Source organism: Kitasatospora sp. NPDC023176 (assembly GCF_055560495.1).
The window spans coordinates 134,304-160,832 of sequence record NZ_JBVHIP010000002.1 but is presented as its reverse complement, the minus strand read 5'-3'; the positions used below and the strand labels follow the sequence as shown (position 1 = coordinate 160,832).

Annotated in this window: 9 protein-coding genes; 7 read left to right on the top strand and 2 right to left on the bottom strand. The window is 75.7% G+C overall.

Annotation, left to right across the window (positions count from 1 at the left end):
- The first annotated feature begins 120 nt into the window (after positions 1-120).
- Positions 121-1,785, top strand: a complete 1,665-nt coding sequence (locus ACZ3YL_RS04890) for an HAL/PAL/TAL family ammonia-lyase (protein ID WP_188304973.1) — start codon at positions 121-123, stop codon at positions 1,783-1,785.
- A gap of 34 nt (positions 1,786-1,819) precedes the next feature.
- Here the strand turns inward: ACZ3YL_RS04890 and ACZ3YL_RS04885 are convergent, their stop codons facing one another.
- Positions 1,820-2,701, bottom strand: coding sequence for an NAD(P)-dependent oxidoreductase (locus ACZ3YL_RS04885; RefSeq protein WP_465655446.1), 882 nt, complete (start codon positions 2,699-2,701; stop codon positions 1,820-1,822).
- Positions 2,698-3,831 carry an acyltransferase family protein gene (locus ACZ3YL_RS04880; RefSeq protein ID WP_188306478.1) on the bottom strand — a complete coding sequence of 378 codons (1,134 nt, stop codon included), beginning with the start codon at positions 3,829-3,831 and terminating at the stop codon, positions 2,698-2,700. Before ACZ3YL_RS04880 ends, ACZ3YL_RS04885 begins: the two co-directional genes overlap by 4 nt.
- 244 nt (positions 3,832-4,075) lie before the next feature.
- Between ACZ3YL_RS04880 and ACZ3YL_RS04875 the strand changes: the two genes are divergently transcribed.
- The 6 genes from ACZ3YL_RS04875 to ACZ3YL_RS04850 all read left to right on the top strand — a co-directional run bounded on the left by ACZ3YL_RS04875 (position 4,076) and on the right by ACZ3YL_RS04850 (position 26,529).
- Positions 4,076-6,985, top strand: a complete 2,910-nt coding sequence (locus ACZ3YL_RS04875; RefSeq protein ID WP_465655444.1) for a type I polyketide synthase — start codon at positions 4,076-4,078, stop codon at positions 6,983-6,985.
- 54 nt (positions 6,986-7,039) lie between these two features.
- Complete coding sequence (locus ACZ3YL_RS04870) at positions 7,040-13,525, top strand: thioester reductase domain-containing protein (protein WP_465655442.1); 6,486 nt, start codon at positions 7,040-7,042, stop codon at positions 13,523-13,525.
- Positions 13,526-13,554: 29 nt separating this feature from the next.
- The gene (locus ACZ3YL_RS04865; protein WP_465655440.1) at positions 13,555-19,965 is read left to right on the top strand and encodes a type I polyketide synthase; all 6,411 of its coding nucleotides are present in this window, start codon (positions 13,555-13,557) and stop codon (positions 19,963-19,965) included.
- Positions 19,966-19,990: 25 nt separating this feature from the next.
- Complete coding sequence (locus tag ACZ3YL_RS04860; protein ID WP_465655438.1) at positions 19,991-21,541, top strand: aspartate aminotransferase family protein; 1,551 nt, start codon at positions 19,991-19,993, stop codon at positions 21,539-21,541.
- A 174-nt stretch (positions 21,542-21,715) separates the two neighbouring features.
- Entirely contained in the window at positions 21,716-22,141 is a 426-nt protein-coding gene (locus tag ACZ3YL_RS04855; RefSeq protein WP_317621052.1) for a CU044_2847 family protein, read from the top strand.
- Positions 22,138-26,529, top strand: coding sequence for an nSTAND1 domain-containing NTPase (locus ACZ3YL_RS04850; RefSeq protein WP_465655436.1), 4,392 nt, complete (start codon positions 22,138-22,140; stop codon positions 26,527-26,529). The genes ACZ3YL_RS04855 and ACZ3YL_RS04850 overlap by 4 nt, the downstream gene beginning before the upstream one ends.

Genomic DNA, 26,529 nt, shown 5'->3' with positions numbered 1-26,529 from the left:
TTCCCCCCATCGGCCTCGGGTGTCCGCCGTCGCGTCACCACGGCCCGCCCGAAGGCCCGCCCAAGGCCCGTCCGAGGCCGGTTGACGGCCTCCGGACGGCCCGTAGACAGGAGAGTCGAGTTGTCGTCTGACAGCACCCGGAGCCCGCAGAGGACCCAGCAGCGCCCCGCCACCGCCGGTGCGCCCAGAGCGGAACTGCTGCTCGACGGCCGCTCGCTGACCGTCAAGGAGACCGCGGCGGCCGCCCGTCGGCCGGGGGCGTGGCGGGTGGTGCTGGCGGACGGCGCGGTGCACCGGATGAAGCGGTCGGTGGACCTCAAGAACGCGATCGTCGACTCCGGGCAGCGGGTGTACGGCGTCACCTCCGGTTTCGGTGACAGCAACACCCGGCAGATCTCGCCGCGCAAGGTCGAGGCGCTGCAGGCCAACCTGATCCGCGGCTTCAACTGCGGTGTCGGCCCGGCGGCTTCGCCCGACGTGGTGCGGGCGACGGTGATCGCCCGGGCGAACTGCCTGGCGCGCGGCAACTCCGGGATCCGCCCGGAGGTCGTCCAACTGCTGCTGGACTGCCTGGAAGCGGACATCCTGCCGGTCGTGCCGGAGCGCGGCTCGGTGGGGGCGAGCGGTGACCTCGTGCCGCTCAGCTACCTCGGGGCGATGCTCACCGGGCACGGCACGGTGCTCCACCGGGGTGAGGCCCGGCCCGCCGCCGAGGCGCTCGGGGAGGCGGGGCTGGAGCCGGTGGTGCTCGCCTCCAAGGAGGGACTGGCGCTGGTCAACGGCACCTCCTTCATGGCCGGATTCGCCGTGCTGGCGCTGCGGGACGCGACCGAACTCGCCTTCGCCGCCGACCTGTGCACGGCGCTCGCCTCCCAGGTCCTGAACGGCAATCCGCGCCACTTCGACCCGTTCGTCTTCGACCACAAGCCGCACCCGGGCACCGCGGACTCCGCCCGGACGGTGCGCCGGCTGCTCGGCCGGGACGGCGTCGGCCCCTTCGCGGGGGACGGGGGCGTGGGCCCGGCCGACGTCATGCCCGACGGGACGGGCTACCGCCGGCTCGCCGAGGCCGTCCAGGACCGGTACTCGATCCGCTGCGCCCCGCACGTCAACGGCGTGCTGCGGGACACCCTCGGCTTCGCCACCGACTGGACCCACGTGGAGATCAACTCCTCCAACGACAACCCGCTGTTCGACACCGAGGCGGGCGTGGTCGTCAACGGCGGCAACTTCTACGGCGGGCACATCGGCCAGGCGATGGACTCGCTGAAGACCGCCGCCGCCAGCGTCGGCGACCTGCTGGAACGGCAGTTGCAGCTGGTGGTGGACGAGAAGTACAACAACGGGCTCACCGCGAACCTCATCCCGCGCTTCCCGGACGACAGTTGGGAGGCCGGGCTGCACCACGGCTTCAAGTCCCTCCAGCTGGCGGCCTCCTCGCTGGTCGCCGAGGCACTCAAGCTGACCATGCCCGCGACCTCGTTCTCCCGCTCCACCGAGGCCCACAACCAGGACAAGGTCAGCATGGGCACCATCGCCGCCCGGGACGCCCGGACGGTCATCGAACTGGTGCGTCAGACAGCGGCGATCCACCTGCTCGCCCTCTGCCAGGCCGCCGACCTGCGCGGCGTCGAACGGCTCAGCGGCCCGACGGCGGCCGTGCACGCGGCGGTGCGCGGGGTGTCGCCGGTGATGGACGGGGACCGGGGGATGGAGCGGGACATCGCGCTGGTGGCGGAGCTGATCGCGGCCGGAAGGCTGCGGGAGGCGGCGGCCGAGGGGTGAGCCCGGTCGTCAGGGCCCGCGCGGTCGGGCCCGGCTACGCCGTCGGCTTGGCGAAGTGGCCGATGACGGCGGCGTAGCTGTCGGCGGCGTGGCCGCGCGCCGCCACCGCCTCCATGACGGCCGTCAGGTGTCGGGGCAGGGCGGGGTTGAGGCCGCGCCGCTCGCTCTCCGCCAGGAGGTGGGCGGCCGCCGCCAGGTGGGTGCGCAGGGCCGAGTCCTCGGCCGGGTAGTCGCCCTCGTCGATCTGCCGGGCGTAGCGGGACAGGAAGCCGTCCATGCTGCCGAACAGCAGCTCGGCGCTCGGCGCGAACTCCGTCGCGCCGATCCCGGCGGTGCGCAGCAGCGCCGCCGCGTGCAGGAATCCGTTGAGGCCGGACCACAGGACGGTCAGCAGCGCGAGGTCGTGCAGCGAGGCGAGCCCGGTGCCCTCGCCGAGGTAGGTGGGGCAGCCGCCGAGCGCGGTCAGGGTCGGCTGGTGGGCGCGGAAGGCGGCCTCGGGGCCGCTGTAGAGCACGGTGGTCTCGGTGAGGCCGATGGCGTCGGGGGTGGCCAGCAGGGCGCCGTCGAGGCTCTGCGCGCCGTGGCGGGCCGCCGTCGCGGCGACGGCGGCGGCGTCCGCGGAGGTGCCGGAGGTGACGTCGACCAGGACCCGGCCGCTCAGGGCGGCGCCTGCGGCGTCGAGGACTTCGGCCACGGCGCGATGGTCGCCGAGGCACAGCACGACCAGCGGCGCCGCCGCCACCGCCTCGGCGGGGGTCGCGGCGCGGTGGGCGCCCCGGGCGGCCGGGCCGTCGGCGCGGGCGGCGGTGCGGTTCCAGACCGTGGTGGGGTGCCCGGCGCTCAGGAAGGCGTCGGCGAGGGCCGTGCCCATCAGGCCGAGGCCGAGCACGGCGACGGGGGTGCGGGTGGTGGTCATGGGGTTTCCCTCCGGTCGGCGGTGGCGAGGAGTTCGGCGGGCCGGGCGCGGCGCGGTCCGTTCAGGACGCGCACCATCGGCTCCTCGACGAAGGTGTGCAGCAGCCAGGCGGCCGCCAGCGAGGCGGCGGCCAGGACGACCGTGTACAGCGGCCGGCGGAGTCCATCGGCCGTGCCGTAGGGGTCGAGCAGCGCGTCGCCGTGCTCGATCACCAGGTAGTGCGTCAGGTAGAGCGTCAGGGAGAGCGCCCCGAGCCGCTCGGCCAGCGGGTGGGCGAGCCAGGACGGCCGGTCCAGCCGGTCCGCGTTGGCGGCTCCCGCGATCAGCGCGGCCAGGGGGAGGGCGGTGATCGCGGCGACGCCGAACAGCAGCGGGGAGGCGTGGTCGAGCGGGTAGAGCAGCGCGAAGGCGGCGGCGCCGTGCCAGGTCCGTACGCGGTCGAGCCGGCCCTCCTGGACCAGCCGGGCCAGCACCATGCCGAGCAGGAACTCCGGTATCCGGGTGGGCGGGAAGGTGTAGCCCAGCCAGATCTGACGCAGCGTCAGTCCTAGGCCGAAGGGCGGCCCGCCGAGCAGCGGCCGCGCCGCCGTGAGCAGCAGCGGGATCAGCAGGATCGCGGCGACGGCCGCCGCGGCCCAGTGCCAGAGCCGCTCGGAGCGGATCGCGGCCGTTCGCCGGGCGATGACGGGGAACAGCAGGTAGAAGGCCAGGTCGCAGCAGAGCGACCAGGACACCCCGTTCACCCCGGGGTCGAGCAGGTCGAAGCCGGGCGACCAGGTCTGGACGAGCAGCGCGTTGGGCAGCCAGGCCCGCAGCGGCACGGTCTGCCCCGCGGCCGCGAGCAGCAGCACGCCGGCGAGCAGGGTCACCAGGTGGGTGGGCATGATCCGGGCCGTCCGGCGGCGCCAGAACACCCGGACCGGCTGGTCCGGCCGCCACGCCCAGGTCAGCAGGAAGCCGCTGAGCAGAAAGAAGAACGTCACCGCGGCGAAGCCCAGCCGGAGCAGGGTGGCGCTCTCGCCGTGCCCGTGGGTCCAGATCAGGCTGGAGTGCTGGGCGACCACCGCCGCGGCCGCGACGAAGCGCAGGCCGGTGAGCGAGGGCAGCCGGGACGACCTGCCGAGTGCCAAGAGTGGTCCCGAGAAATCGGATTGGGTGGGGAGGGCTCGGTGATCGTATCCGAACATGCCTGGAGGAAAGGCATTGTGACGCTGCCTCGGAAACGCCGGGCCGATTGCATGCTCTGCATACTTTCCTGGTCGAAATGTTGACGGCGGGTCAGATCTGATAGAGATCAGCTACCCGGCTAGGGTGCGTCCGCGATCGTCCGACGTCGCGCCGCCCTGCCCGCCCGACCCAGGACCGGAGACCCACGTGGCCGACAATGACACCCTGCGCCAGTACCTCAAGCGCGTGGTCGCCGACGCCGTCGACACCCGGGAACGGCTGCGGGCCCTGGAGGAGCGGCAGTCCGAACCGGTCGCGATCATCGGCACCGCCTGCCGCTACCCCGGCGGCGCCGACTCCCCGGAACTGCTCTGGAAACTGGCCGCCGACGGTGTCGACGCGGTCGGCGGATTCCCGGCGAACAGGGGCTGGCCGCTCGACTCCCTGTTCCACCCCGACCCCGACACCGTCGGCACCAGCTACGTCGAACAAGGCGGATTCCTGTACGACGCCGATCGATTCGACGCCGAATTCTTCGGCATGTCCCCGAGAGAGGCCCTCAGCACCGATCCCCAGCAGCGCATTCTGCTGGAAATCGCCTGGGAGGCCTGCGAACGCGCCGGAATCGCGCCCGAGACCCTCCGCGGCAGCCGCACCGGGGTGTTCGCCGGAGTGATGTACAACGACTACGGCAGCCGGCCCCACCTGCCCCGCGAGGACTTCGAGGGCTACCTGTTCAGCGGCAGCGCCCCCGGCATCCTCTCAGGCCGACTCGCCTACGCCTTCGGCCTGGAGGGCCCCGCCGTCAGCGTCGACACCGCCTGCTCCTCCTCGCTCGTCGCCCTCCACCTGGCCTGCGCGGCGCTGCGCCGCGGCGAGTGCGACCTCGCCCTGGCCGGCGGCGTGACGGTGATGGCCACCACCGCCGCCTTCCTCGGCTTCTCCCGCCAGCGCGCCCTCGCCCCGGACGGGCGGTGCAAGGCCTTCTCGGCGTCCGCCGACGGCGTCGGCTGGGGCGAGGGCGCCGGGCTGCTGATGCTCGCCCGGCTTTCCGACGCGCGCCGGGACGGCCGACGGGTGCTCGCCGTGGTCCGGGGTTCGGCCGTCAACCAGGACGGTGCCTCCAACGGCCTCACCGCGCCCAACGGCCCCGCCCAGGAACGGGTGATCCGCGCCGCCCTCGCGGACGCCCGGCTGACCACCGAGGACATCGACGCGGTCGAAGCCCACGGCACCGGGACGGCGCTCGGCGACCCGATCGAGGCCCGGGCCCTGCTGCGCACCTACGGGCAGCGCTCGCCGGGGCGGCCGGTGTGGCTGGGCTCGCTCAAGTCCAACCTCGGGCACGCCCAGGCCGCCGCCGGGGTGGGCGGGGTGATCAAGACGGTGGAGGCGCTGCGGCGCGGCCGGCTGCCCGCGACGCTGCACGCCGAACAGCCCTCCCCGCACGTGGACTGGGACTCGGGGGCGCTCGCCCTGCTCACCGAGGCCCGCGACTGGCCTGCGGTCGACCGTCCGCGCCGGGCGGCGGTGTCCTCCTTCGGGCTCGGGGGGACGAACGCGCACGTGATCCTGGAGGAGGCCCCGCCGGAGGAGCCGGTCGAGCCGTCGGTCGTGCTGCCGGTGGTGCCGTGGGTGCTCTCGGCGCGCTCCGCCCCGGCCTTGGCGGAGCGGGCGCGGGACCTGCTGGCGCTGGTCGGCGGCCCGGGGGCGGTGCCGGACCACCGGGATGTCGCCCGGGCGCTGGCCGTCACCCGGGCGGCGCTGCCGTACCGGGCGGCGGTGGTCGGCCGTACGGCTGCCGAACTCATCGACGCGCTGGGAGAGTTGGCCGGAAGGGTCGGAACGGACGGGGTCCGGCGGACGGAGGGGGAGGCGCGGACGGTCTTCCTGTGCCCGGACGGGGACGGGCCCGGTTCGAATGCGGTGGCTGAACTCCGTTCCGCCTTCCCGGTGTTCGCGGCAGCGTACGACGAAGCGGCCGCGGTTGCCGGGGCGGCGGGCGGGTTCGCCGGGCAGGTGGCGCTTCACCGCCTTTACACGGCTTGGGGATTGAGGCCGGTGGTGGTGGGTGTGGGGAGTGGCGAGGTGGTGGCCGCCCACCTGGCCGGGGTGCTCTCCGCGCCGGACGCGGTGGCGCTGCTCGCGGCCCGCGGGCGGTTGCTCCGGCAGGGCGACGACCCGGCGGCCCGGGCGGAGTTCCGGCGGGAGGTTTCGGCGCTGGCCTTCGCCGCGCGGACCTCGCCCCTGGGGTCGGCGGTGAGCGGTGGTGAGGAGCGCGTCGAGTGGTGGGCGGATGCGGAGGCCTGGGCCGAGCGCGCCCTGGCGGGGGAGGGGCCGGTGACGGAGGGGCCGGCAGCGGAGGGGCTGGGGGGCGTGCTGGTGGCCGCGGTCGGGGAGGACGCGCCGCATGCCGTCGTACGGGCGCTGGCCGATCGGTACGTGGCCGGGGCGGCCGTCGACTGGTCCGCCTTCTTCGCGGGGACCAGCGCCCGGCACGTCGACCTGCCGACCTACCCGTTCCAGCGTGAGCGTTACTGGCTGGAGCCGACCACACCGGCGAATCCCGGGGTCCCGCCCGCTTCGTCGGCTCAGTCCGCTCCGTCTGCCGCGGCGACGGTCGACGCGGGGGCGCTCGCCCGGCGCGTCGCCGAGCTGCCCGCCGGGGAGCGGCGCGCCCAGCTGCTGGACGCGGTGCGCACCGAGGCGGCGGCCGTCCTGCGGATCGCCGACCCGGCCACCATCGAAGTGTCCCGCCCCTTCCGGGAGTTCGGCTTCGACTCGCTCACCGCCGTCCAGCTGCGCAACCGGCTGGCCGCACTCGCCGGGATCGAGCTGCCGGTCACCGTGCTGTTCAACCACCCCACCCCGGACGCGGTGGCCGACCTGCTGCTCGACCGGCTGGCCGAGAGGAACGGGCCGGACCAGCTCACCGTGCTCGCCGAAGTCGACCGGCTGGAGGAGGCGTTGGCGAGCCTGCCGGTCGGCGGCGCGGACCTCCTCGCCGTCACCGAACGTCTGCGGGAACTGCTCGACCGCTTCGGGCGGCTGGAAACCGCCACCAAGGACGAGCTGTTCGACCTCATCGACAACGAGCTCGGCCGGGCCCGGAGCTGACAGCACCGGTCGGTTCCGGAGCTGACAGCACGCCCGCCGAGAGAGGAATCCACCATGTCGGACGAGGAGAAGCTCGTCGACTACCTGCGCTGGGTCACCGCCGACCTGCGCGAAGCACGCCGCCGGATCGCCGAACTGGAGTCCGCGCAGCAGCAGTTGACCCGGCCCTCGCCCTCGCCCTCGGGCGAGCCGATCGCGATCGTCGGCATGGCCTGCCGCCTCCCCGGCGGCGTCGCCTCGCCCGACGACCTGTGGCGGCTGGTGCTCGACGCCCGGGACGCCGTCACGCCCTTCCCCACCGACCGCGGCTGGGACCTCGACGCCCTCTACGACCCCGACCCGGCCGTACCCGGCACCTCCTACGCCCGCGAGGGCGGCTTCGTGGACACCGCCACCCGCTTCGACGCCGGGTTCTTCGGCATCTCCCCGCGCGAGGCCACCGCCATGGACCCGCAGCAGCGGCTCCTGCTGGAGACCGCCTGGGAGGTGTTCGAGCACGCAGGCATCGACCCGACCACCCTGCGCGGCACCGACGTCGGGGTGTTCGCCGGCGCCACCGAGCAGTCCTACCTCGGCCCGGACACCCCGGCCGAGTACGAGGGCTACCTGCTGACCGGGCGCCTGGGCAGCGTGGTCTCCGGCCGGATCGCGTACACCTTCGGCTTCCACGGCCCGGCCGTCACCGTCGACACCGCCTGCTCCTCCTCGCTGGTGGCCCTGCACCTGGCCGTACGCTCGCTGCGCGACGGCGAGTCGACGCTGGCCCTGGCGGGCGGGGTGACGGTACTCGCCTCGCCGCTCGGCTTCGTCGACTTCGCCCGGCAGCGCGGCCTGGCCCCGGACGGCCGCTGCAAGTCCTACGCCGCGGCGGCCGACGGCACCGGCTGGGCCGAGGGCGCCGGGCTCGTCCTGCTGGAGCGGCTCGCCGACGCCCGCCGCCACGGTCACCGGGTGCTCGCGGTGGTGCGCGGCACGGCCGTCAACCAGGACGGCGCCTCCAACGGGCTGACCGCGCCCAACGGCACCGCCCAGGAACGGGTGATCCGCGGCGCCCTGGCCGACGCCGGACTCACCCCCGCCGAGGTCGACGCCGTCGAAGGACACGGCACCGGCACCAGGCTCGGCGACCCCATCGAGGCGCAGGCCCTCCAGGCCGTCTACGGCGCGGACCGGCCGGTCGGACGACCGCTGCTGCTGGGCTCGGTCAAGTCCAACCTCGGGCACGCGACGGCCGCCGCCGGGATCGGCGGGGTGATCAAGACGGTGCAGGCACTGCGGCACGGCGTGCTGCCCCCGACGCTCCACGTGGACGGGCCGACCCCGCTGGTCGACTGGCCGTCCGGCGGGGTCGAACTGCTCACCTCGCGGCGGCCCTGGCCCCCGACAGGTCGGCCGCGCCGCGCGGGTGTGTCCGGGTTCGGCGTGAGCGGGACCAACGCCCACGTGCTGCTGGAACAGGCACCCGAGGCTGAACCCGTGTCTGAGCCCGCGCCCGAACCCGCGCCCGAGGCCCCGCCACTGCCCGCCGTCCCCTGGCTGCTGTCCGCCGCGACGGCGACCGGCCTGCGCGCCCAGGCCGCCCGGCTGCTGGAGCACCTCGAACGCCACCCCGGAACCTCACCCCGGGAGGTGGCCGAGACCCTCGCCACCGGCCGCGCCGCGCTCAGGCACCGGGCCGCCCTGGTCGGCGCCGACGAGGACACCCTGCTGCGCGGCCTGCGCGCGCTCACCGACCGGCCGGACGGGGAGTCGGACCGGGAGCCCGTCCGGCCGGGGCGGCTCGCCTTCGTGTTCCCCGGGCACGGTTCGCAGCGCCCGGAGCAGGGGCGCGGACTCCACCGGGCGTTCCCGGCGTTCGCGACGGCCTTCGACGAGGTCTGCGCCGCGCTGGACCCGCACCTGTCGGCGCCGCTCGGCGAGGTGCTGGACGGCGGGGGAGCCCTGGAGCGCTTCGGGTACGCGCAGGCCGCGGTGTTCGCCTTCGAGGTCGCGCTGTTCCGGCTGCTGGAGTCCTTCGGGGTGCGGCCCGACGTGGTGGCCGGGCACTCGGTCGGCGAACTAACCGCCGCCCACGTGGCCGGGGTGCTGTCGCTGCCGGACGCTGCGACCCTGCTCGCCGTCCGCGGCCGGCTGGTCGAGGCGCTGCCCGCCGACGCGGCGGTGGTGGCGCTGGAGGCCTCCGAGGCGGAGGCGGTCGAGCTGCTGGCGCGGCACGGCGAGCAGGTGTCGCTGGCGGCCGTCAACGCGCCGGCGTCGGTGGTGGTGTCCGGCGACGCCGAGGCGGTGGGCGAGGTCGCCGCCGAGGTCGAGCGGCGCGGCCGCCGGGTGCGCCGGCTGACGATCAGCCGGGCCGTGCACTCGGCCGGGCTGGACGCGATGCTCCCGGAGTTCCGGCGGGCGGTGGCGGGCGTCCGGCTGGCCGCGCCGACGCTGCCGCTGGTCTCCACGGTGACCGGTCGCCTCGCCACCGCCGGGGACCTGTGCTCCCCGGACCACTGGAGCGCCCAACTGCGCCGCCCGGTGCGCTTCCTGGACGCCGTCCGCACCCTGGCGGCCCAGGGGGTCGGCGTGGCGCTGGAGGTGGGGCCGGACGCGGTGCTGTCGCCGCTGATCGGTGCCTGCCTGGACGGCGGCGACCGGCAGGTCACGGCACTGCCGAGCGTACGGGCGGGTACCGCCGAGGCGCCCGGCCTGATCGGCGCGCTGGGCGCGCTGTGGGCGGCCGGGGTGCCGGTCGACTGGCGTACGGTCCTCGGCCCGCCGCGGCGGACGGGGGCGGCCGAACTGCCGACGTACCCGTTCGAGCGGCAGCGGTACTGGCTGACGCCCTCCCGGACCGTGGGGCAGGCAGTCGGCCGGGCGCTCGGACACCCGCTGCTGACCGGCGTCACGGAACTGGCCGGGCGCGGCGAGCTGGTGTTCGCCGGCCGGCTGCCCGGCGGCTCGCCGGCCGAGCTGGTGGAACTGGCCCTGCGGGCGGGGGAGGAGGCCGGGTACGGCGTGCTGGACGACCTGGTGGTGGACGAGCAACGCGCGGCGGTGGAAGCACAGTTGGTGCTCGCCCCGGCGGACGGTGACGGCCGACGGGCCTTCACCGTCCACACCCGGGCGGGGGAGAGCGGGGCCTGGGCGCCGTCCGCCTCGGGCGCGCTCAGCCGGGGTGCCGCCCGGCCGGTCGCGGATGGTGCGGCCTGGCCGCCGCCGGGCGCGGAGACGCTGGACACGGACCTCGACGGGGTGACGGCGCTCTGGCGGACGGACGGGGAGCTGTTCGCCGAGGTGGCCCTCCCGGAGGAGGCGGACGACTGGGGCCTGCCGCCGGAGCTGCTGGACGCGGTGCTGCGCTGCACCGGCCCCGGGCTCGCCGCCGAGTGGCGCGGGGTCCGGCTGTACGCCGCCGGCGCCACCTTGGTACGGGCCCGGATCAGCCCCGGGCCGGACGGTACCGCGCTGCGGCTGACCGACCCCGTCGGCCGTCCGGTCGCCTCCGTGGACGCCGTGGTCCTGCGGCCGTCGGCCGGGCGCGACCAGGCGGCCGAGGCGGAGCGGGCCCGGGCGCGGGACGGGCTGTTCCAGGTGGACTGGGTGCCGGTCACCCCGCCGGCCTCGGTGCCGCCGTTGACCTGGGCCGTGCTCGGTGCCGGGCCGACCACGCCCTTGGGCCGCAGGGTCGAACACCTCGCGGAGGTACTGGACACGATCGGCGGGTACGACGCCGTGCTCGCCCCGCTGACGCCCGTGGCCGGCGCCGACGTTCCGGCGCAGGCTCATCAACTGGCCCTGAGGGCGATGGAGTTGGCCCAGACCTGGCTGGCGGACGAACGCGCCGCCACCGTGCCGCTGGTGGTCGCGACCAGCGGAGCCGTGGCCGGGGCGACCGACCCGGCGGCCGCCACCGTGTGGGGTCTGCTGCGCTCGGCCCAGTCCGAGGCCCCCGACCGGATCGTCCTCGTCGACCTCGATCTCGACGGCGACCCGGCCGCCACCGCCGCCCTCCCCGGGCTGCTCGCCTCCGGCGAACCCCAGGCGGCGATCCGGGCCGGCCGCCTCCTGGTCCCGCGCCTGGCCCGGGCCGTGCCGATGACCCCGTCCGACACCGGAACCCCGTCCGACACCGGAACCCCGACCATGCCCACCGGCGGCACCGTCCTGCCCGCCCGCCGCACCGTCCTGCCCACCGGCGGTACCGTCCTGCTCACCGGCGGTACCGGCGCCCTCGGCGCGGTGTTCGCCCGCCACCTGGTACGCCGCCACGGCGTGACCCGCCTGCTGCTCACCGGCCGGCGCGGGCTCGCGGCCCCCGGCGCGCCCGCCCTGGTGGCCGAACTCGCGGCGCTCGGGGCGCAGGCCACCGTGGCCGCCTGCGACGCCGCCGACCAGGCCGCGCTCGCCGCGCTGCTGGCGACCGTCCCCGCCGACCGGCCGCTGACCGCCGTCGTGCACGCGGCCGGGGTGCTGGACGACGGCCTGCTCGCCGCGCTGAGTCCCGAGCGGCTGGCCGCGGTGCTGCGCCCCAAAGTGGACGCCGCCTGGCACCTGCACGAGCTGACGCTCCCGTACCGGCCGTCCGCCTTCGTGCTGTTCTCCTCGGTCGCCGGGATCGTCGGCGGACCGGGCCAGGCCAACTACGCCGCCGCCAACACCTTCCTGGACGCCCTCGCGGAGCACCGGGCCGGACTCGGCCTGCCCGCGACCTCGATCGCCTGGGGCCTGTGGCAGGGCGAGGGCGGCATGGCCGGGCACCTGGGCGAGGCGGACCTGCGGCGGATCGCCCGCAGCGGGCTGCGCCCGGTCACCGCCGCCGACGGCCCGGCGCTGCTGGACGCGGCGCTGGCCGGCCTGCGGCCCGCCGTACTGGCCGCCCCGCTGGACCTCGCCGTCCTGCGGCGCCGGCCGGCCGACCTCCCGACGGTGTTCACCGGCCTCGCGCCGCTGCCGCCCCGGCCCCGCGCCGGGACGGGCGAGGGCGAGCCGGAGCCGTTCGCCCGGACGATCGCCGCGCTGCCGCCGGAGCGGCGGCACGCGGAGGCCGTCGAGCTGGTCCGCCGGGAGGCCGGCCGGGTGCTCGGCCATCCGGACGCGGCCGCCGTCGGCGCCGAGGACGCCTTCCCCGCGCTGGGCTTCGACTCCCTCGCCGCCGTCCACCTGCGCAACCGGCTGGACGCGTTGACCGGCCTGCGGCTGGCGCCCGGGGCGGTGTTCACCCACCCGACCCCGGCCGCGCTGGCGGACCACCTGCTGGCGGCACTCGCCGCGACCGCCGCGTCCACCTCGACCACCTCGACCAACTCGACCACCACGACCACCGGGGCCTGGGACTTCGCGGCCGACGTCCGCCTGGACGAGGAGGTGCGCCCGGCCGCCGAGGTGGTCGCGGAGGCCGCCGAGCCCCGGGAGGTCCTGCTGACCGGCGCGACCGGCTTCCTCGGCGCCTTCCTGCTGCGCGACCTGATGCGCTCCACCAAGGCGACCGTCCACTGCCTGGTGCGCGCCGCCGACCCCGCCGCGGCCTCCGAACGGCTGCGCGAACGGCTGCGCTGGTACCGGGTGTGGGACGAGATCGACCAGGACCGGCTCGCGATCGTGGTCGGCGACCTCGCGCAGCCCCGACTCGGCCTGACCGAGCTGGAGTTCGACCGGCTGGCCCGGATCGTCGACGTGGTCCACCACGCCGGGGCCGCCGTCAACTGGCTGCGCCCGTACGCCGAACTCAGGGCCGCCAACGTGGACGGCACCCGGGAGGTGCTCCGGCTGGCCGCCCGGCACCGCACGGTGCCGGTGCACCACGTCTCCTCCACCGCCGTGTTCACGCCCGAGGCCGCGGTGCCCGGTCCGCGCGCCGTGTCGGCCCCCACCGGCCCGCCACAGGCGCTGGCCAACGGCTACGCGCAGAGCAAGTGGGTGGCCGAGCAGGTGGTGGCGATCGCCCAGGAGCGCGGACTGCCCGTGACGGTCTACCGGGCCGACGTGATCTGCGGCGACCAGGTCCACGGAGCCTGCCAGACCAGGGACTTCTTCTGGCTGAGCCTCAAGGGCCTGGTCCAGGCCGGGGCCGTCCCGGCCGGGCTGGCGGCCGCGGGCGCCGTTCATCTGGCCCCCGTCGACTACATCAGCGCGGCCATCACCACCCTCGCCGGACAGCGCGGGAACGCCGGCCGGACCTTCCACCTGCAGAACACCAGCACCGAGGGGTACGGTGAACTGACCGGATATCTGAGGGAGTTGGGGTATTCGCTGCCCGAGGTGGAGTTGTCGGCCTGGCGGCGCGCGGTGCGTGCCGACCCGGGCAACGCGCTCACCCCGCTGCTCGACCCGTTCGAGCGGATCGCCGGCCACGAGGCCGTCCACCCGCTGATGGACGTCTCCGTCGCCGAACGGGCCCTGGCAGGCACCGGCATCGCCTGCCCGCCGATCGACTTGCCGCTGTTCCGGCGCTACGTGGACTTCTTCGTCCGGACCGGCTGGCTCCCGCCACCCCCGGCCGGCGCCGGACCCGCCGGACCGCCCGGACCCGCCGGCCCGCCCGTACCCACCGCCTGACCGCGCCCCGCCCGACCAGGAGGACGACCATGCATCTGGAGATCACCCCGATCGACGCGCTGCGCCGCGCGGCCCAGCGGCCCGGAGCCGGCCCGGCCCTGCACTACGAGGAAGCCGTCATCGGCTACCCCGAGCTGCTGGACCGGGCCGGGCGGCTCGCCGAGGTGCTCGCCGAGGGCGGGGTGACGGCCCGCAGCCGGGTCGCCTACCTGGGGCTGAACAGCCCGACCCTGCTGGTCACGTACCTCGCCTGCAGCTGGCTCGGCGCCGCCTTCGTCCCGGTCAACCACCGGCTCGGCGCCGCCGAGGTGACCGAGCTGCTGCGGGACTGCGAAGCCCGCACGGTGGTGGCCGAGCCGGGCCACGCGCCCTTGGTGGACCGGGCGTTGGGGGCGCGGCTGCTGCTGGTGGACGACGACCCGGCCGCCCCCGTGACCGCACCGCCGGGCCCGGTGACCGAAGCGCCGGACGCGCACTGGACGCCGCTGGCCGCCGCCCTGGCCGCCGCCGCGCAGCCGCCCCGCCCGCCCGCGCCGCTGGACGCCGAGGACCTCGCCGTCCTGCTGTACACCTCCGGCACCACCGGCCGCCCCAAGGGCGTGCGGCTCACCCACGGCAACATCTGGTGGAACGCCGCCAACATCGACGCGGCGATGGCCACCCGCGAGGACGACGTCAACCTGGTGGTCACCCCGCTGTCGCACATCGGCGGGCTCAACTGCTTCACCCTGCGCAACCTCGGCCACGGCGGCACCACCGTGCTGCGCCGCCGCTTCGACCCCGAGCGCACCCTGCGCGACCTGGTCGAACTGAAGGTCGACACCTTCTTCGCCGTCCCCTCGATGTACGCCCTGCTCGCCCGCCAGCCCGGCTTCGCCGAGGCCGACCTCTCCGCGCTGCGCGGCGCCGTGGTGGCCGGCGCGCCCGTACCGGCCGGGCTCGTGCTCGACTACGCGGCGCGCGGGGTGATGCTGCAGCAGGCCTGGGGACTGACCGAGACCGCCTGCTTCGCCAGCTACCTGCCGGCCGGACTCACCGTCACCAAGGCCGGCTCGGCGGGCCGGGCGATGCCCTTCACCCAGCTGCGGATCGTCGACCCGGAGACCGGCGCGGACGTCGCCGGGCCGGACGAGCCGGGCGAGGTGTGGGTGCGCGGCAAGCACGTCTCACCCGGCTACTGGCGCGGCGAGCAGACCCTGCGGGACGCCGACGGCTGGTTCCGCAGCGGCGACCTGGGACGGCTGGACGCCGACGGCTGCCTGTACCTGGTGGACCGGCTGAAGAACGTGATCATCCAGAACGGCGAGAAGGTCTACCCGGCCGAGGTCGAACGGGCCCTGGCCGGCTGCCCCGGTCTGCGGGAGGTCGCCGTGCTCGGGGCCGCGCACCGGGAGTGGGGCGAGACCGTGGTGGCGGTGGCCGTGGCCGAGCCCGGCGACGCCCCGACCCTGGAGGCGCTACGGGAGTTCGCCGCCGACCGGCTGGCTCCGCACAAGCTCCCGGTCCGGCTGCACCTGGTCGAGGAGATCCCGCGCAACGGCGCCGGGAAGGCGGACCAGGCGGCGCTGCGGGCCTTGCTGCCCAGTGGGGACGACGCCCTGCCGGCCCCGCGCCCGACCGACCCCTGCCCGACCGATCCCTGCCCGACCGATCCGCGCCCGACCGGCCGGGACGGCCTGGCCGCCCTGGTCGCCGCCGCCACCGAGACGGCCCTCGGTTTCCCGCCCGGCCGCCGCTACGGCGCCACCACGAGCTTCGCCGCGCTCGGCATGGACTCGCTCAAGGCCGTCCTGCTACGCGACCAGCTGGCCGCCGCGACCGGCTTGACCCTGCCCGTGACACTCGCCTTCGACCACCCGACCCCGGCCGCCGTGGTCGAGCTGCTGCGCGCCCGCCTCGGCGAAACCACTCCAGCGGACGAGCAGCCGCCGCCCCCCGAGGCCGCCGAGGACGACCCGGTCGTGATCACCGGCATGGCCGTCCGGCTGCCCGGCGGCATCACCACCCCCGAGGCGCTGTGGCAGCTGCTCACCGAGGAACGGGACACCGTCTCCGGCTTCCCCGAGGACCGCGGCTGGGACCTCGCCACCCTCGGCGACCCCGACCCCGAGGCCCCCGGCCGCTCCGACACCCGGCACGGCGGCTTCCTCGCCGCCGCCGCGCTCTTCGACGCCGACTTCTTCGGCATCTCCCCGCGCGAGGCCGCCGCGATGGACCCCCAGCAGCGGCTGCTGCTGGAGACCACCTGGGAGGCGCTGGAACGCGCCGGCATCGCCCCCACCGCCCTGCGCGGCCAGGACGTCGGGGTGTTCACCGGCGTGTTCGCCAACGGCTACACCGAGCGCGTCCCGGTCTCCCGGGCGGCCGACGGCTACCGGGTCACCGGCGGCGCCACCAGCATCGCGGCCGGCCGGGTCGCGTACGTCCTCGGCACCCACGGCCCGGCCGTCGCGGTGGACACCGCCTGCTCCTCCTCGCTGGTGGCCCTGCACCTGGCGCTGCGCTCGCTGCGGACCGGCGAGTGCACCATGGCGCTGGTCGGCGGCGCGACGGTGATGGCCACGGCGGACGCCTTCGTCGAGTTCTCCCGTCAGCGCGCCATCGCCCCCGACGGGCGGTGCAAGCCGTTCGCCGAAGCCGCGGACGGTACCGGCTGGGCCGAGGGCGCGGCCGTCCTCGTGCTGGAACGGCTCTCCGCCGCAAGCCGGGCCGGCCGCCGCCCGCTCGCGCTGGTGCGCGGCTCCGCCGTCAACCAGGACGGCGCCTCCAACGGCCTCACCGCGCCCAACGGCCCCGCCCAGCAGCGGGTGATCCGCCGGGCCCTGGCCGACGCCGGACTCGGCCCGGACGAGGTCGACGCGGTGGAGGCGCACGGCACCGGCACCGTGCTGGGCGATCCGATCGAGGCCCAGGCGCTGATCGCGGCCTACGGGCCGGACCGCGCCGAGCCGCTGCTGCTGGGCTCGGTGAAGTCCAACCTGGGCCACACCCAGGCGGCGGCCGGCGCCGTCGGCGTGGCCGCGACGGTGCTGGCGCTGCAGCACGGGGTGCTGCCGCGCACCCTGCACGTCGACCGGCCGAGCAGCCGGGTCGACTGGTCCGGGGGCGCGGTGCGGCTGCGGACCGAGACCAGCCGCTGGCCCGAGCGGCGGCGCCCGCGCCGGGCCGCGGTCTCCTCCTTCGGGATCAGCGGGACCAACGCCCATGTGGTGCTGGAACAGGCCCCGCCAGAGCGGGCGGACGCCTCTGACGGTGAGTCGGCACCGCTCGTGCCGCCGCTCGTGCCGCCGTTGGTGCCGCTGCCGGTGTCCGCGCGGACACCGGAGGCGCTGGCGGCCCAGGCCGGGCGGCTGGCCGAGCTGCTGGACGGCGGGGTCCGCCCGCAGGACGCGGCGCTGTCCCTGATCACCGGGCGGACCCTGTTCGAGCGGCGGGCCGTCGTGATGGCGGCGGAGCCGGCGGCCGTCCGCGCGGCGCTGCGGGCCCTGGCGGCGGGCGGGGAGGCGCCCGGACTGGTCACGGGAGCCGTACCGGCCGACCGGACGGACCAGGACGTGGTCTTCGTCTTCCCCGGCCAGGGCACCCAATGGGCAGGAATGGGGCGGGAGTTGTGGCAGGCCGAGCCGGTCTTCGCGGAGCGGATGGCCGCCTGCGAGCGGGCCCTCGCCCCGTACGTCGACTGGTCGCTCGCCGACGTCGTCCACAGCGCGCCGGACGCCCCGCCGCTGGACCGGGTGGACGTCGCCCAGCCGGTGTCCTTCGCCGTGATGGTCTCGCTCGCCGCCCTCTGGGAGTCCTACGGCGTCCGCCCGGCGGCGGTGCTCGGCCACTCCCAGGGCGAGATCGCGGCGGCCTGCGTGGCGGGCGCGCTGTCCCTGGCGGACGCCGCCCGGACGGTCGCCCTGCGCAGCCGGGCCATCGGCGAGCGGCTCGCGGGCAGCGGCGGGATGCTCTCCGTACCGCTGACCGAACGCCGGGTCCGGGACTGGATCCGCGCCTGCGGCAAGGGAGTCGAGATCGCCGCGGTGAACGGGCCGGAGCGCACCGTGGTCGGCGGGGCGAGCACGGCGCTCAGCGACTTCCACGGCGAACTGGCGGGCCGCGGCATCGACGTGCGGATGATCCCGGTCGACTACGCCTCCCACACCGCGCAGGTGGCGGAGCTGGAACCTGAGCTGCTCCGGCTCCTGGACGGGGTGCGCTCCTCGGCCCCGGCGGTGCCCTGGTACTCGACGGTCGACGGCGCGTGGCTCACCGGCCCGGTCGGGCCCGACTACTGGTACCGCAACCTGCGCCGGCCGGTGCGCTTCGAACCGGCGCTACGGGCGCTCGCGGACGAGGGCTTCGCGGCCTTCGTCGAGATCAGCGCCCACCCGGTGCTGGGCGCGGCGATCGAGGCGACCCTCGCCGACACCGGGGCGGGTCCGGCGGCCGCGGTCTGCGGGACGCTGACCCGCGGCGACGGCGGCCGGGACCGGTTCGCCCGCTCGCTCGCGGAGGCGTTCGTCCGGGGCGTGCCCGTCGACTGGACGCCGCTGATCCCGCCCGGCGCGCGCCGGGTCGACCTGCCGACCTACCCGTTCCGGGGGAGGCGGTACTGGCCGGAGACACCCCGGTCGCAGGCACCGGCCGACGGGGGAGCGCTGTTCCGGATCGCCTGGCGCGACCTGCCCGCGCGGGGCGCGGAGCCCGTCCGCGTGACGCCGGTCGCGGACCTCACGGCGCTGCCGGAATCCTCGGACTGGCTGCTGCTCCTGCCGATGGCCGACCAGGCCGCCGACGACGCCGAGAGCGTCCGGCGGTCGACCACCCGGGTGCTGACGGCCGTCCAGGCCTTCCTCGCCGAACCCCGCTCCGAGGACCGCCGCCTGGTCGTGGCCACCCGGTACGGCGTCGCGACCCAACAGGACGAGCCGGTGGACCCGGCGCAGGCCGCGGTCGGCGGACTGGTCCGCTCGGCGCAGACCGAGCACCCCGGCCGGCTCCTCCTCGCCGACCTCGACCTGCCCGCCGACGCGACCCCCGAGGCCTGCGCCCGAGCGGTCGGCGCCGCCCTGGCCGAGGCGGTGGCGGCGGACGAACCGCAGTTCGCCGTCCGTGGCGCGGCCGTCCGGGTGCCCCGCCTGGCCCCGGCCGCGCCCGCGACCGACGGCCCGGTGCTCGATCCCGCCGGTACCGCACTGATCACCGGCGGCACCGGACTGCTGGGCCGGCTGATCGCCCGCCACCTGGTGACCAGGCACGGCATCCGCCGCCTCTTGCTCGCCTCCCGGCGCGGCCCGGCGGCGCCGGGCGCCGCCGAACTCTGCGCCGAACTGGCCGAGTTGGGCGCCCACGCCGAGGCCGTCCAGTGCGATGCCGCCGACCGCGAGCAGGTGCGCGCGCTGGTCGCCGGCGTCCCGGCCGAGGCGCCGCTGACCGTCGTCGTCCACGCCGCCGGCGTCCTGGACGACGCGGTGGTCGGCTCGCAGACCCCCGACCGCCTCGCCACCGTGCTGCGCCCGAAGGCGGACGCCGCCCGCTGGCTGGACCAGGCCACCCGCGACCTCCCCACCCCCGTCGCCCTGGTGCTCTGCTCCTCCGCCGCCGGAGTCGTCGGGACAGCCGGCCAGGCCGGCTATGCGGCGGCCAACGCCTTCCTGGACGCCCTCGCGACGCGCCGCCGGGCCGCCGGCCGACCCGGCGTCTCGCTGGCCTGGGGCTCCTGGGACGCCCCCGACGGCATGACGGCCAGCCTGGGCCGCGCCGACCGCGCCCGACTGGCCCGCACCGGCGTACGGCCGCTCCGGCCCGCCGAGGCGCTGCGGCTGTTCGACGCGGGCCTCGCCGACGGCCGTCCGGTGCTGGTACCCCTGGCCCTGGACACCGCAGCGATCCAGCACCCCGCCCCCGCGCTGCTCCGGGACCTCGCCGCGCCGCACACCACGGACCCGGCGCCCGGCAGCGCCGAGCCGCAGCCCGTACGGCTGGTCGCCACCGACCCGGGCGCCCTGCTCGAACTGGTCCGCGCCGCGGCCTCCGAGGTGCTCGGGGCGGACGAGCGGATCCCGGCCGGGGAACCCTTCGAGTACGCCGGCTTCGACTCCCTGATGGCCCTCGAACTGCGCGACCGGCTCGCTCAGCTGACCGGCGCCAAACTCCCCGCGACGCTGGTCTACGACCACCCGAACCCGGCCGCCGTCGCCGAACAGCTGCGCCACCTGCTGGGCTCCGTCCAGGAACAGCGGGCCGCCACCGCCGCCCTCGACACCCTGGAGCGCACCCTCACCGCCGTGGACGGGGCCGCCCGCGAGGACCTCACCGCCCGGCTGCGCACGCTGCTGCAGCGGCTCGAACCGGCAGCTGCTCCGGAGGCCACGGCGACCGCCACCGTCGCGGCCGACGAGCTGGCCGACGCCGACGACGACGAACTGCTCCGCTTCATCGACACCCGGCTCTGACCGGCACCCCCAGAGAGGCACCGCGATGACCACCACCGGTCTGGCCGAACCGTTCCTCCGCGCCCAGCTGGAAACCCTGGGCCTGGCCGTCGAGTACGTCCGCGCCGAGGGCGACACCCTCTACCGGCGTGGCGAGGACGGCCGCGAGATCCCCGTGCTCGACCTCGTCGGCGGCTTCGGCGCCACGATCCTCGGCCACCACCACCCCGAAGTCACCTCCCTCGCCCAGGAGTTGCTCGCCGCCCAGGTGCCGGTGCACGCGCAGTTCTCGCTGCACCCGTACGCCGAGACCGTCGCCCGGCGGCTCAACGACATCCTCCGCCGGGAGACCGGCGACCCGGGCCCCTACCTGGCCGTCTTCGCCAACAGCGGGGCCGAGGCGGTGGAGGCCGCGGTCAAACACGCCGAACTCGACCGCGGCCTGAAGGCGGCCGCGCTGCTCGAACGGATCGGCGAGTCCATCGAGCGGGCCCGGCGAGCCGCCCGCGACGGCGCGCCCCTCAGCCCGGCCGCCCAACGGCTCGCCGACGGCGGGGACTTCGAGGCACTGGCCGCCGCCGTCACCGCCGTCAACCGGGCCCGCGCCGAGGAGCCGCCGGTCCTGCTCGCCCTGTCCGGGGGCTTCCACGGCAAGCTGATCGGCAGCGTCCAGCTCACCCACAACCCGGCCGTCCGGGAGCCGTTCCGGGCCCTGGCCGCGCCGTGCCGGTTCGTCCCCGCCGAGGACCCGGAGGCGCTGGCGGCGGCGATCGCCGAGGAACGCCGGACGGTGCTCGGCCTCGCGCTCTGCGGCGGCGCCGTGGACCTCGTGGAGCACCAACTGCCCCGGCTGTGCGCCCTGTTGCTGGAACCCGTCCAGGGCGAGGGCGGAGTCCGGCCGCTCACCGCCGGGTATGCGCGCGAGGTGCAGCGGATCTGCGCCGAGGCGGACTGCCCGATCGTGGTGGACGAGGTGCAGAGCGGCATGGGTCGCACCGGCACCTTCCTGGCGAGCTCGGCCATCGGGCTGCGCGGCGACTACTACGTGCTCGCCAAGAGCCTCGGCGGCGGTATCGCGAAGGCCGCGGTGACGCTGGTCCACCACGGGCGCCACCGGCCCGAGTTCGAGCTGCTGCACAGCTCCACCTTCGCCAAGGACGCCTTCTCCACCCTGATCGCCGCCCGCACCCTCGACCTGCTGGAGGCGGACGGCGGCGCCCTGTACCGGCGCGCCGCCGAGCGCGGCGAACGGATCCTGAAGCAACTCTCGGGCGTGCGCGACGACTTCAAGGACGTCGTGGTGGACGTGCGCGGTCGCGGACTGATGCTCGGCCTGGAACTGCGCGACCAGAGCGACTCCCCGTCACCGGTGCTGCGCGAACTCTCCCGAGCCGGCGTCCTCGGCTACGCCGCCGCCGGGCACCTCCTCAACGCCCACGCGCTACGGGTCTTCCCGACCGCCAGCGCGGTGACCACCCTGCGGATCGAGCCCTCCGTCGGGATCACCGACGCCCGGATCGACCAGGCCGAGGCCGCCCTGCGCGCACTCTGCGAGGTGCTGCGCGCCCAGGACGGCGAGCGCCTCCTCGGCCGCTGACTCCCTCAACCCCCTCCAGGTTTCGGTGTTTCCGTACGCGCCGATGGGCACACTGTTGTACGTTCGGCGCGTACGGTAGCCGGCGGGGCGGTGCGGGGAGCCTCCGAGGGACCTTCAGGAGAAGCTCTGGCACGGCACCGCCGGGAGCCCTGAGGGGGAGGCACCGTGTACCACGTGGAGTTGCCCGTCGATGTCGACGGCGGAGCGCAGAACGTCGTCAGAGTCGAGGTCTCGCCGGTCGGCGAGGACGGCCTGGTCCGGGTGGCGCGGCCGGGGCAGGTGATGGCCCGGGCCACCCGCTCCCTCGGGGAGATGGTGACCGGGATCCGGCCGGTCGCGCAGAGCTTCGTCGACGGTTTCCGCGGCATGGCCCACGCGCCCGACGAACTCAACCTGGAGTTCGGGCTGTCGTTGTCCGCCGAGGCCGATGTGATCATCTCCAGTACGGCGGCCCAGGCCAACTTCAAGGTCTCGCTCACCTGGCACCGCCCGCCGGAGGAGCCGACGGTACCCATCGCACCGACGGAACCGACCGCACCGACGGTACCGACCGCACCGACGGAACCGGCAGAGGTGGAGCAGGCGGAGCCGACGGCGTGACGCCGCCGGCTCCGCAGCCGCCCCAGGGCATCGGCCCGAAGGCCCTGAACTCGGCCGTGCTGCGGGTGCGCGACCCGCGCGGTGACCCGGTGGGACTGGGCTTCCTGGTCTCCCCAGAGCTGGCGCTGACCTGTGCGCACGTGGTGTCCGCCGCCCTCGGGCTGCGGCCGGACGAGGAGCCCGCGGCCTCCGCCCGGCTGGAGGTCGACCTGCCCCTGCAGCCCGCCCCCGCCGGAGAGGGCAGGGGTGTGACCGCGAGCGTCGAGCACTGGATGCCGCCCCAGGAGTCCGGCGGCGGCGACGTCGCCGTCCTCCGGCTGGACGCCCCGCTGCCCGGCGGCCGACCGGTCCGGCTGATCGAGGCGGACGAGGTGTGGGAGCACCCGGTGCGGGCCTTCGGCTTTCCGGCCGGCCGCCCCGGCGGGGTGTGGCACTCGGGCGTCCTGCGGGCGGAGCAGGCGCACGGGTGGGTGCAGGCCGACCTCGCCGGGCAGGGCTACCCGGTCTCCCGGGGCTTCAGCGGCGGCCCGGCCTGGGACGAGCACCTCGTCGGCGTGGTCGGCATGATGGCGGTCGCCGAGTCGGGCCGGCCCCCGGTCAGCTACCTGATCCCGACGGCCGGCCTGCTCCGGGCCTGGCCGCAGCTGCGGGAGCTGGCCCTGCCGCCCTCCCCGTTCCGGGGCCTGGCGGCGTACCAGGAGGCCGACGCCGCGCTGTTCCACGGCCGGCGGGCCGAGAGCGCGGAGCTGGCCTCGGCGCTGCTCGCCGAACAGTGGGTGAGCATCGTCGGCGCCTCCGGCTCCGGGAAGTCGTCGGTGGCCCTGGCCGGGGTCGTCCCGCTGCTGCGGGCCACGGGGGCCGAGGCGGTGGTCGTCCGGCCGGCCTCGGGCAGCAGCCCGCTCACGGCACTCGCCGCCGGGCTGCTGCCACTGCTGGAGCCCGGACTTCCGCAGGCCTCGGCGACCTCGGCGACCTCGGCGACCTCGGCGACCTCGGCGACCTCGGCGACCTCGGAGCCCTCGGAGCCCTCGGAGCCCTCGGAGATCGAACGCCTGGACCGGATCGCCGAGTTGGCGGAGCGGCTGGCCGACGGCGGTCTGGCCGATGTGGTGGCCCGGGTGCTGGAACTGTGCGACTGCCACCGACTGCTCGTCGTGGTGGACCAGTTCGAGGAACTGCTGGCCCTCGACCCGGCCGCTGTCGACGCCCTGGCCGACGTCCTCTTCGACGACACGCTGCCGCGCACCGTCCGGGTGCTGACCACGCTGCGGGCCGACTTCCTGGAACTCGCACTGGCCCACCCCCGACTCGGCCCCCGCCTCAGTCGACGGGTCCACGCACTCGGACCGCTGGGCCCCGAGCGGCTGCGCGAGGTGGTGACCGCGCCGATCGACGCGACCCCCGGCGTGCGCTACGAACCCGCCCTGGTGGACCGCATCCTGGAGGACACCGGCACCGAACCGGGCGCCCTGCCCCTGCTCGGCTTCACCCTCGACCTGCTGTGGCAGCGCCAGCACGGCGGCCTGCTCACCTACCAGGCGTACCGCGAACTGGGCGGCGTCACGGGCGCGTTGAGCGCCCACGCCGACCAGGCCTGGTCGGAGCAGGTCCAGGCCGCGGACGAACCGGCGGCCCGCCGGCTGTTCACCCGGCTGATCCGCGTCCCGGCGGGCTCCCCGGCCGCTACCCGTCGCACGGCGCTGCGCGGCGAACTCGGCGAGGACGAGTGGCGGATCGCCCAACAGCTCGCCACCACCCGGCTGTTGGTCACCGGCCGGAACGCCGAGGGCGACGAGACGGTGGAACTCGCGCACGAGGCACTGATCACCAGCTGGGACCGGCTGGCCCGGTGGGCGGCCGAGGACCGCGCCTTCCTGATCTGGCTGGAGTCCGTACGCCACGACCTGGCCGAGTGGGAGGACTCCGGGCGGACGGCGCCACCCCGGACCACCATGCCCGAGAGCACCCGGCGCTGGGTGGACGAGCGGGGCGCCGACCTGAGCGCCGCCGAACACGCCTACCTCGCGGCCGTCCGGGCCCACCGCCGCTCCCGGACCCGCCGCCGGCGGGCCGTGGTGTCCGTCGTCGCCGTCCTCACCGCACTCGCCCTGGTCTCCACCACGCTCCTGGTGGCGGCCCGCCAGGAGAGCCGCGACCGGGAGGCGCTGGCCACCTCCCGTGCCCTGGCGCAGGCCTCGGAGGACGTCACCGCCACCGACCCGGCCCGCGCGGTGATGCTGGCACTGGCGGCCTACCGGACCTCGCCCACCCAGGAGGCCCGCAACCAGCTGCTGCGCCTGTACCTGGCGCACAGCGACGACGGGCGGGTGCTCTCCGGCCTGCTGGGCACGGTCAGCCACGTGGTGACGAGCCGCGACGGCAACGTGGTGCTGGCCACCTCCCAGGAGGGCCGGGCGACGCTCTTCGTGCACGCCGCCACCGGAGCCGTCCGCAGCGCCCAGGTGCCCTCGGTCGGACAGGTGCTGTACCCGCTGGTCTCCGCGGACGGACGGCGGGCCGGCTACCTCCAGGAGGACGGCAAGGCCGTGTGGTTCCCCGTCGACGCCGACGCCGACCAGCCGGTCGGCGGGCTTCACCGGCTGCCCGGGGCGCCGGGGGCGGACACCGGGACGGACAAGGGGCTGGGGCCGTCGATGTCGCTGGACGGCAGGCTGATCGTCGCCCGGGTGCTCGACCACCTGGTCTGGTGGGACCTCGACCGCGACGCCCTGGTCCGCACCACGCCCGCGCCCAAGGACGGTGGCGGCGACAACGGGCCGCTGTGGATCGGTGCGGACGACAGGACCCTGCTGCTGCGGCGCACCGGCATGGGGAAGAACGACAGCGGCCTGCTGGCCTACGACCCGGACTCCGGAGCCACCCGCCCCGTCGTCACGGGCGTGGACGACCTCGAAGTCTCCGGGGACCGCAGCGGAGCCGTGGTGTGCCGCCGGGGGGCCGACAACTCCACGGTGAGCCTGGTCCGGATCTCCGACGGGGCCCCGCAGGGCCATCCGTTCAGCGAGCAGGACGAGAAGTTCCAGGGGAACATGTGCTTCAGTCGGGCGGTCGACGCGACCGGGGCCCGGGTGGCTGTGGGGCACATGGACACCATCCGGGTGGTGGACCTGAACCAGGGGAAGGTGACCGCCACCGTCCCCGCGCCGAGCCTCACCTACGGGACGAACTCCCTGGTGGAGGCCGCCGGGCACCTCTACCAGATCAGCTGGGACGGAGCGGCGATCATCTACACCGAACTCCCGCCCGCCGCCGACGTCCTGTCGGTCGGCCAGCAGGGGCTCACCCGCGACGGCACCCGGACGGTCAGCATCCTCTCCGACGGGTCCGGCCTGCAGCTGCGCCCCGCGGCCGCCCGTGACAGTGACCGGCTGCTCGCCGAGGCGACCCGCCGTCAGCCGTACTGGAAGCCGGGGGATGCCGACCCGGTCAGGTTCAGCCCGGACGACGCGCTGCTCGCCGACCAGGAGGCGAAGAACGTGGTGTCCGTCCGCGAGGTCTCCACCCTCCGGGAGGTCGCCGCGATCACGGCCGCCGAACCCCCGCCCCTGCCCGTTCCCGAACCGTCCGTCGTGGAGCCCCCGCTGCCGCCGGGGGAGGCCTGGAAGTGGGGCTTCGCCCATTTCTTCGATCCCGAGGGGAAGATCCTGACCATCTCGGGGAGCGTGGTGCAGCGCTGGGAACCGCGCACCGGCCGGGAACTCGCGCGGTTCGATGTGAAGCCCCTGCTGCCGGACGGCAAGCCGGAGGTCGTGATCGCCCCCTACCCGGCGCCGAACAAGGTGGCCGTCATCGTGCTGGGCGATCCCGAGGTCCGTATCGTCGACATCACCACCGGCACCGTCACGGACACCGTGCGGACCAGTGAGGACGTCCTCTCGATCCAGTTCGACCCCAGCGGCCGCTACTTCGCGCTGATGCGCCGCGGGTCGATCGTCGAACTGTGGCGCCGCGACCCGCTCCGCCGGGAACTCGGCCCGCTGCAGAGCGTCGCCGAGGATCTGGTGACCCCGTTCGTCGCCTCCTTCCTCGACGGCGACGGGCACTTCCTGCTCGCCGCCAACAACGCCGTGCGGACCTACCAGGTCGGGGAGCGCGTCCCGCAGGACTCGTACGAGTTCGGCAAACCGCCGGGCCGGACGGACAGCTCGTACCAGTTCATGGACGTCTCCAGGGACGGCCGGACCGTCATCTACGCGCGCTCCTCGGGCGCCGGCGGGCCACTGACACTGGATCCGCAGGTGTGGCGGAGCGAACTCTGCCAGATCATCGGCTACCGGACCTTCACCGCTGATGAACGGGCCGGCCTGCCCGCAGGCCTCCCGGCACAGCCGCCGTGCGCGGCGCCCGAGCAGCCTGCGGGCGGGTAG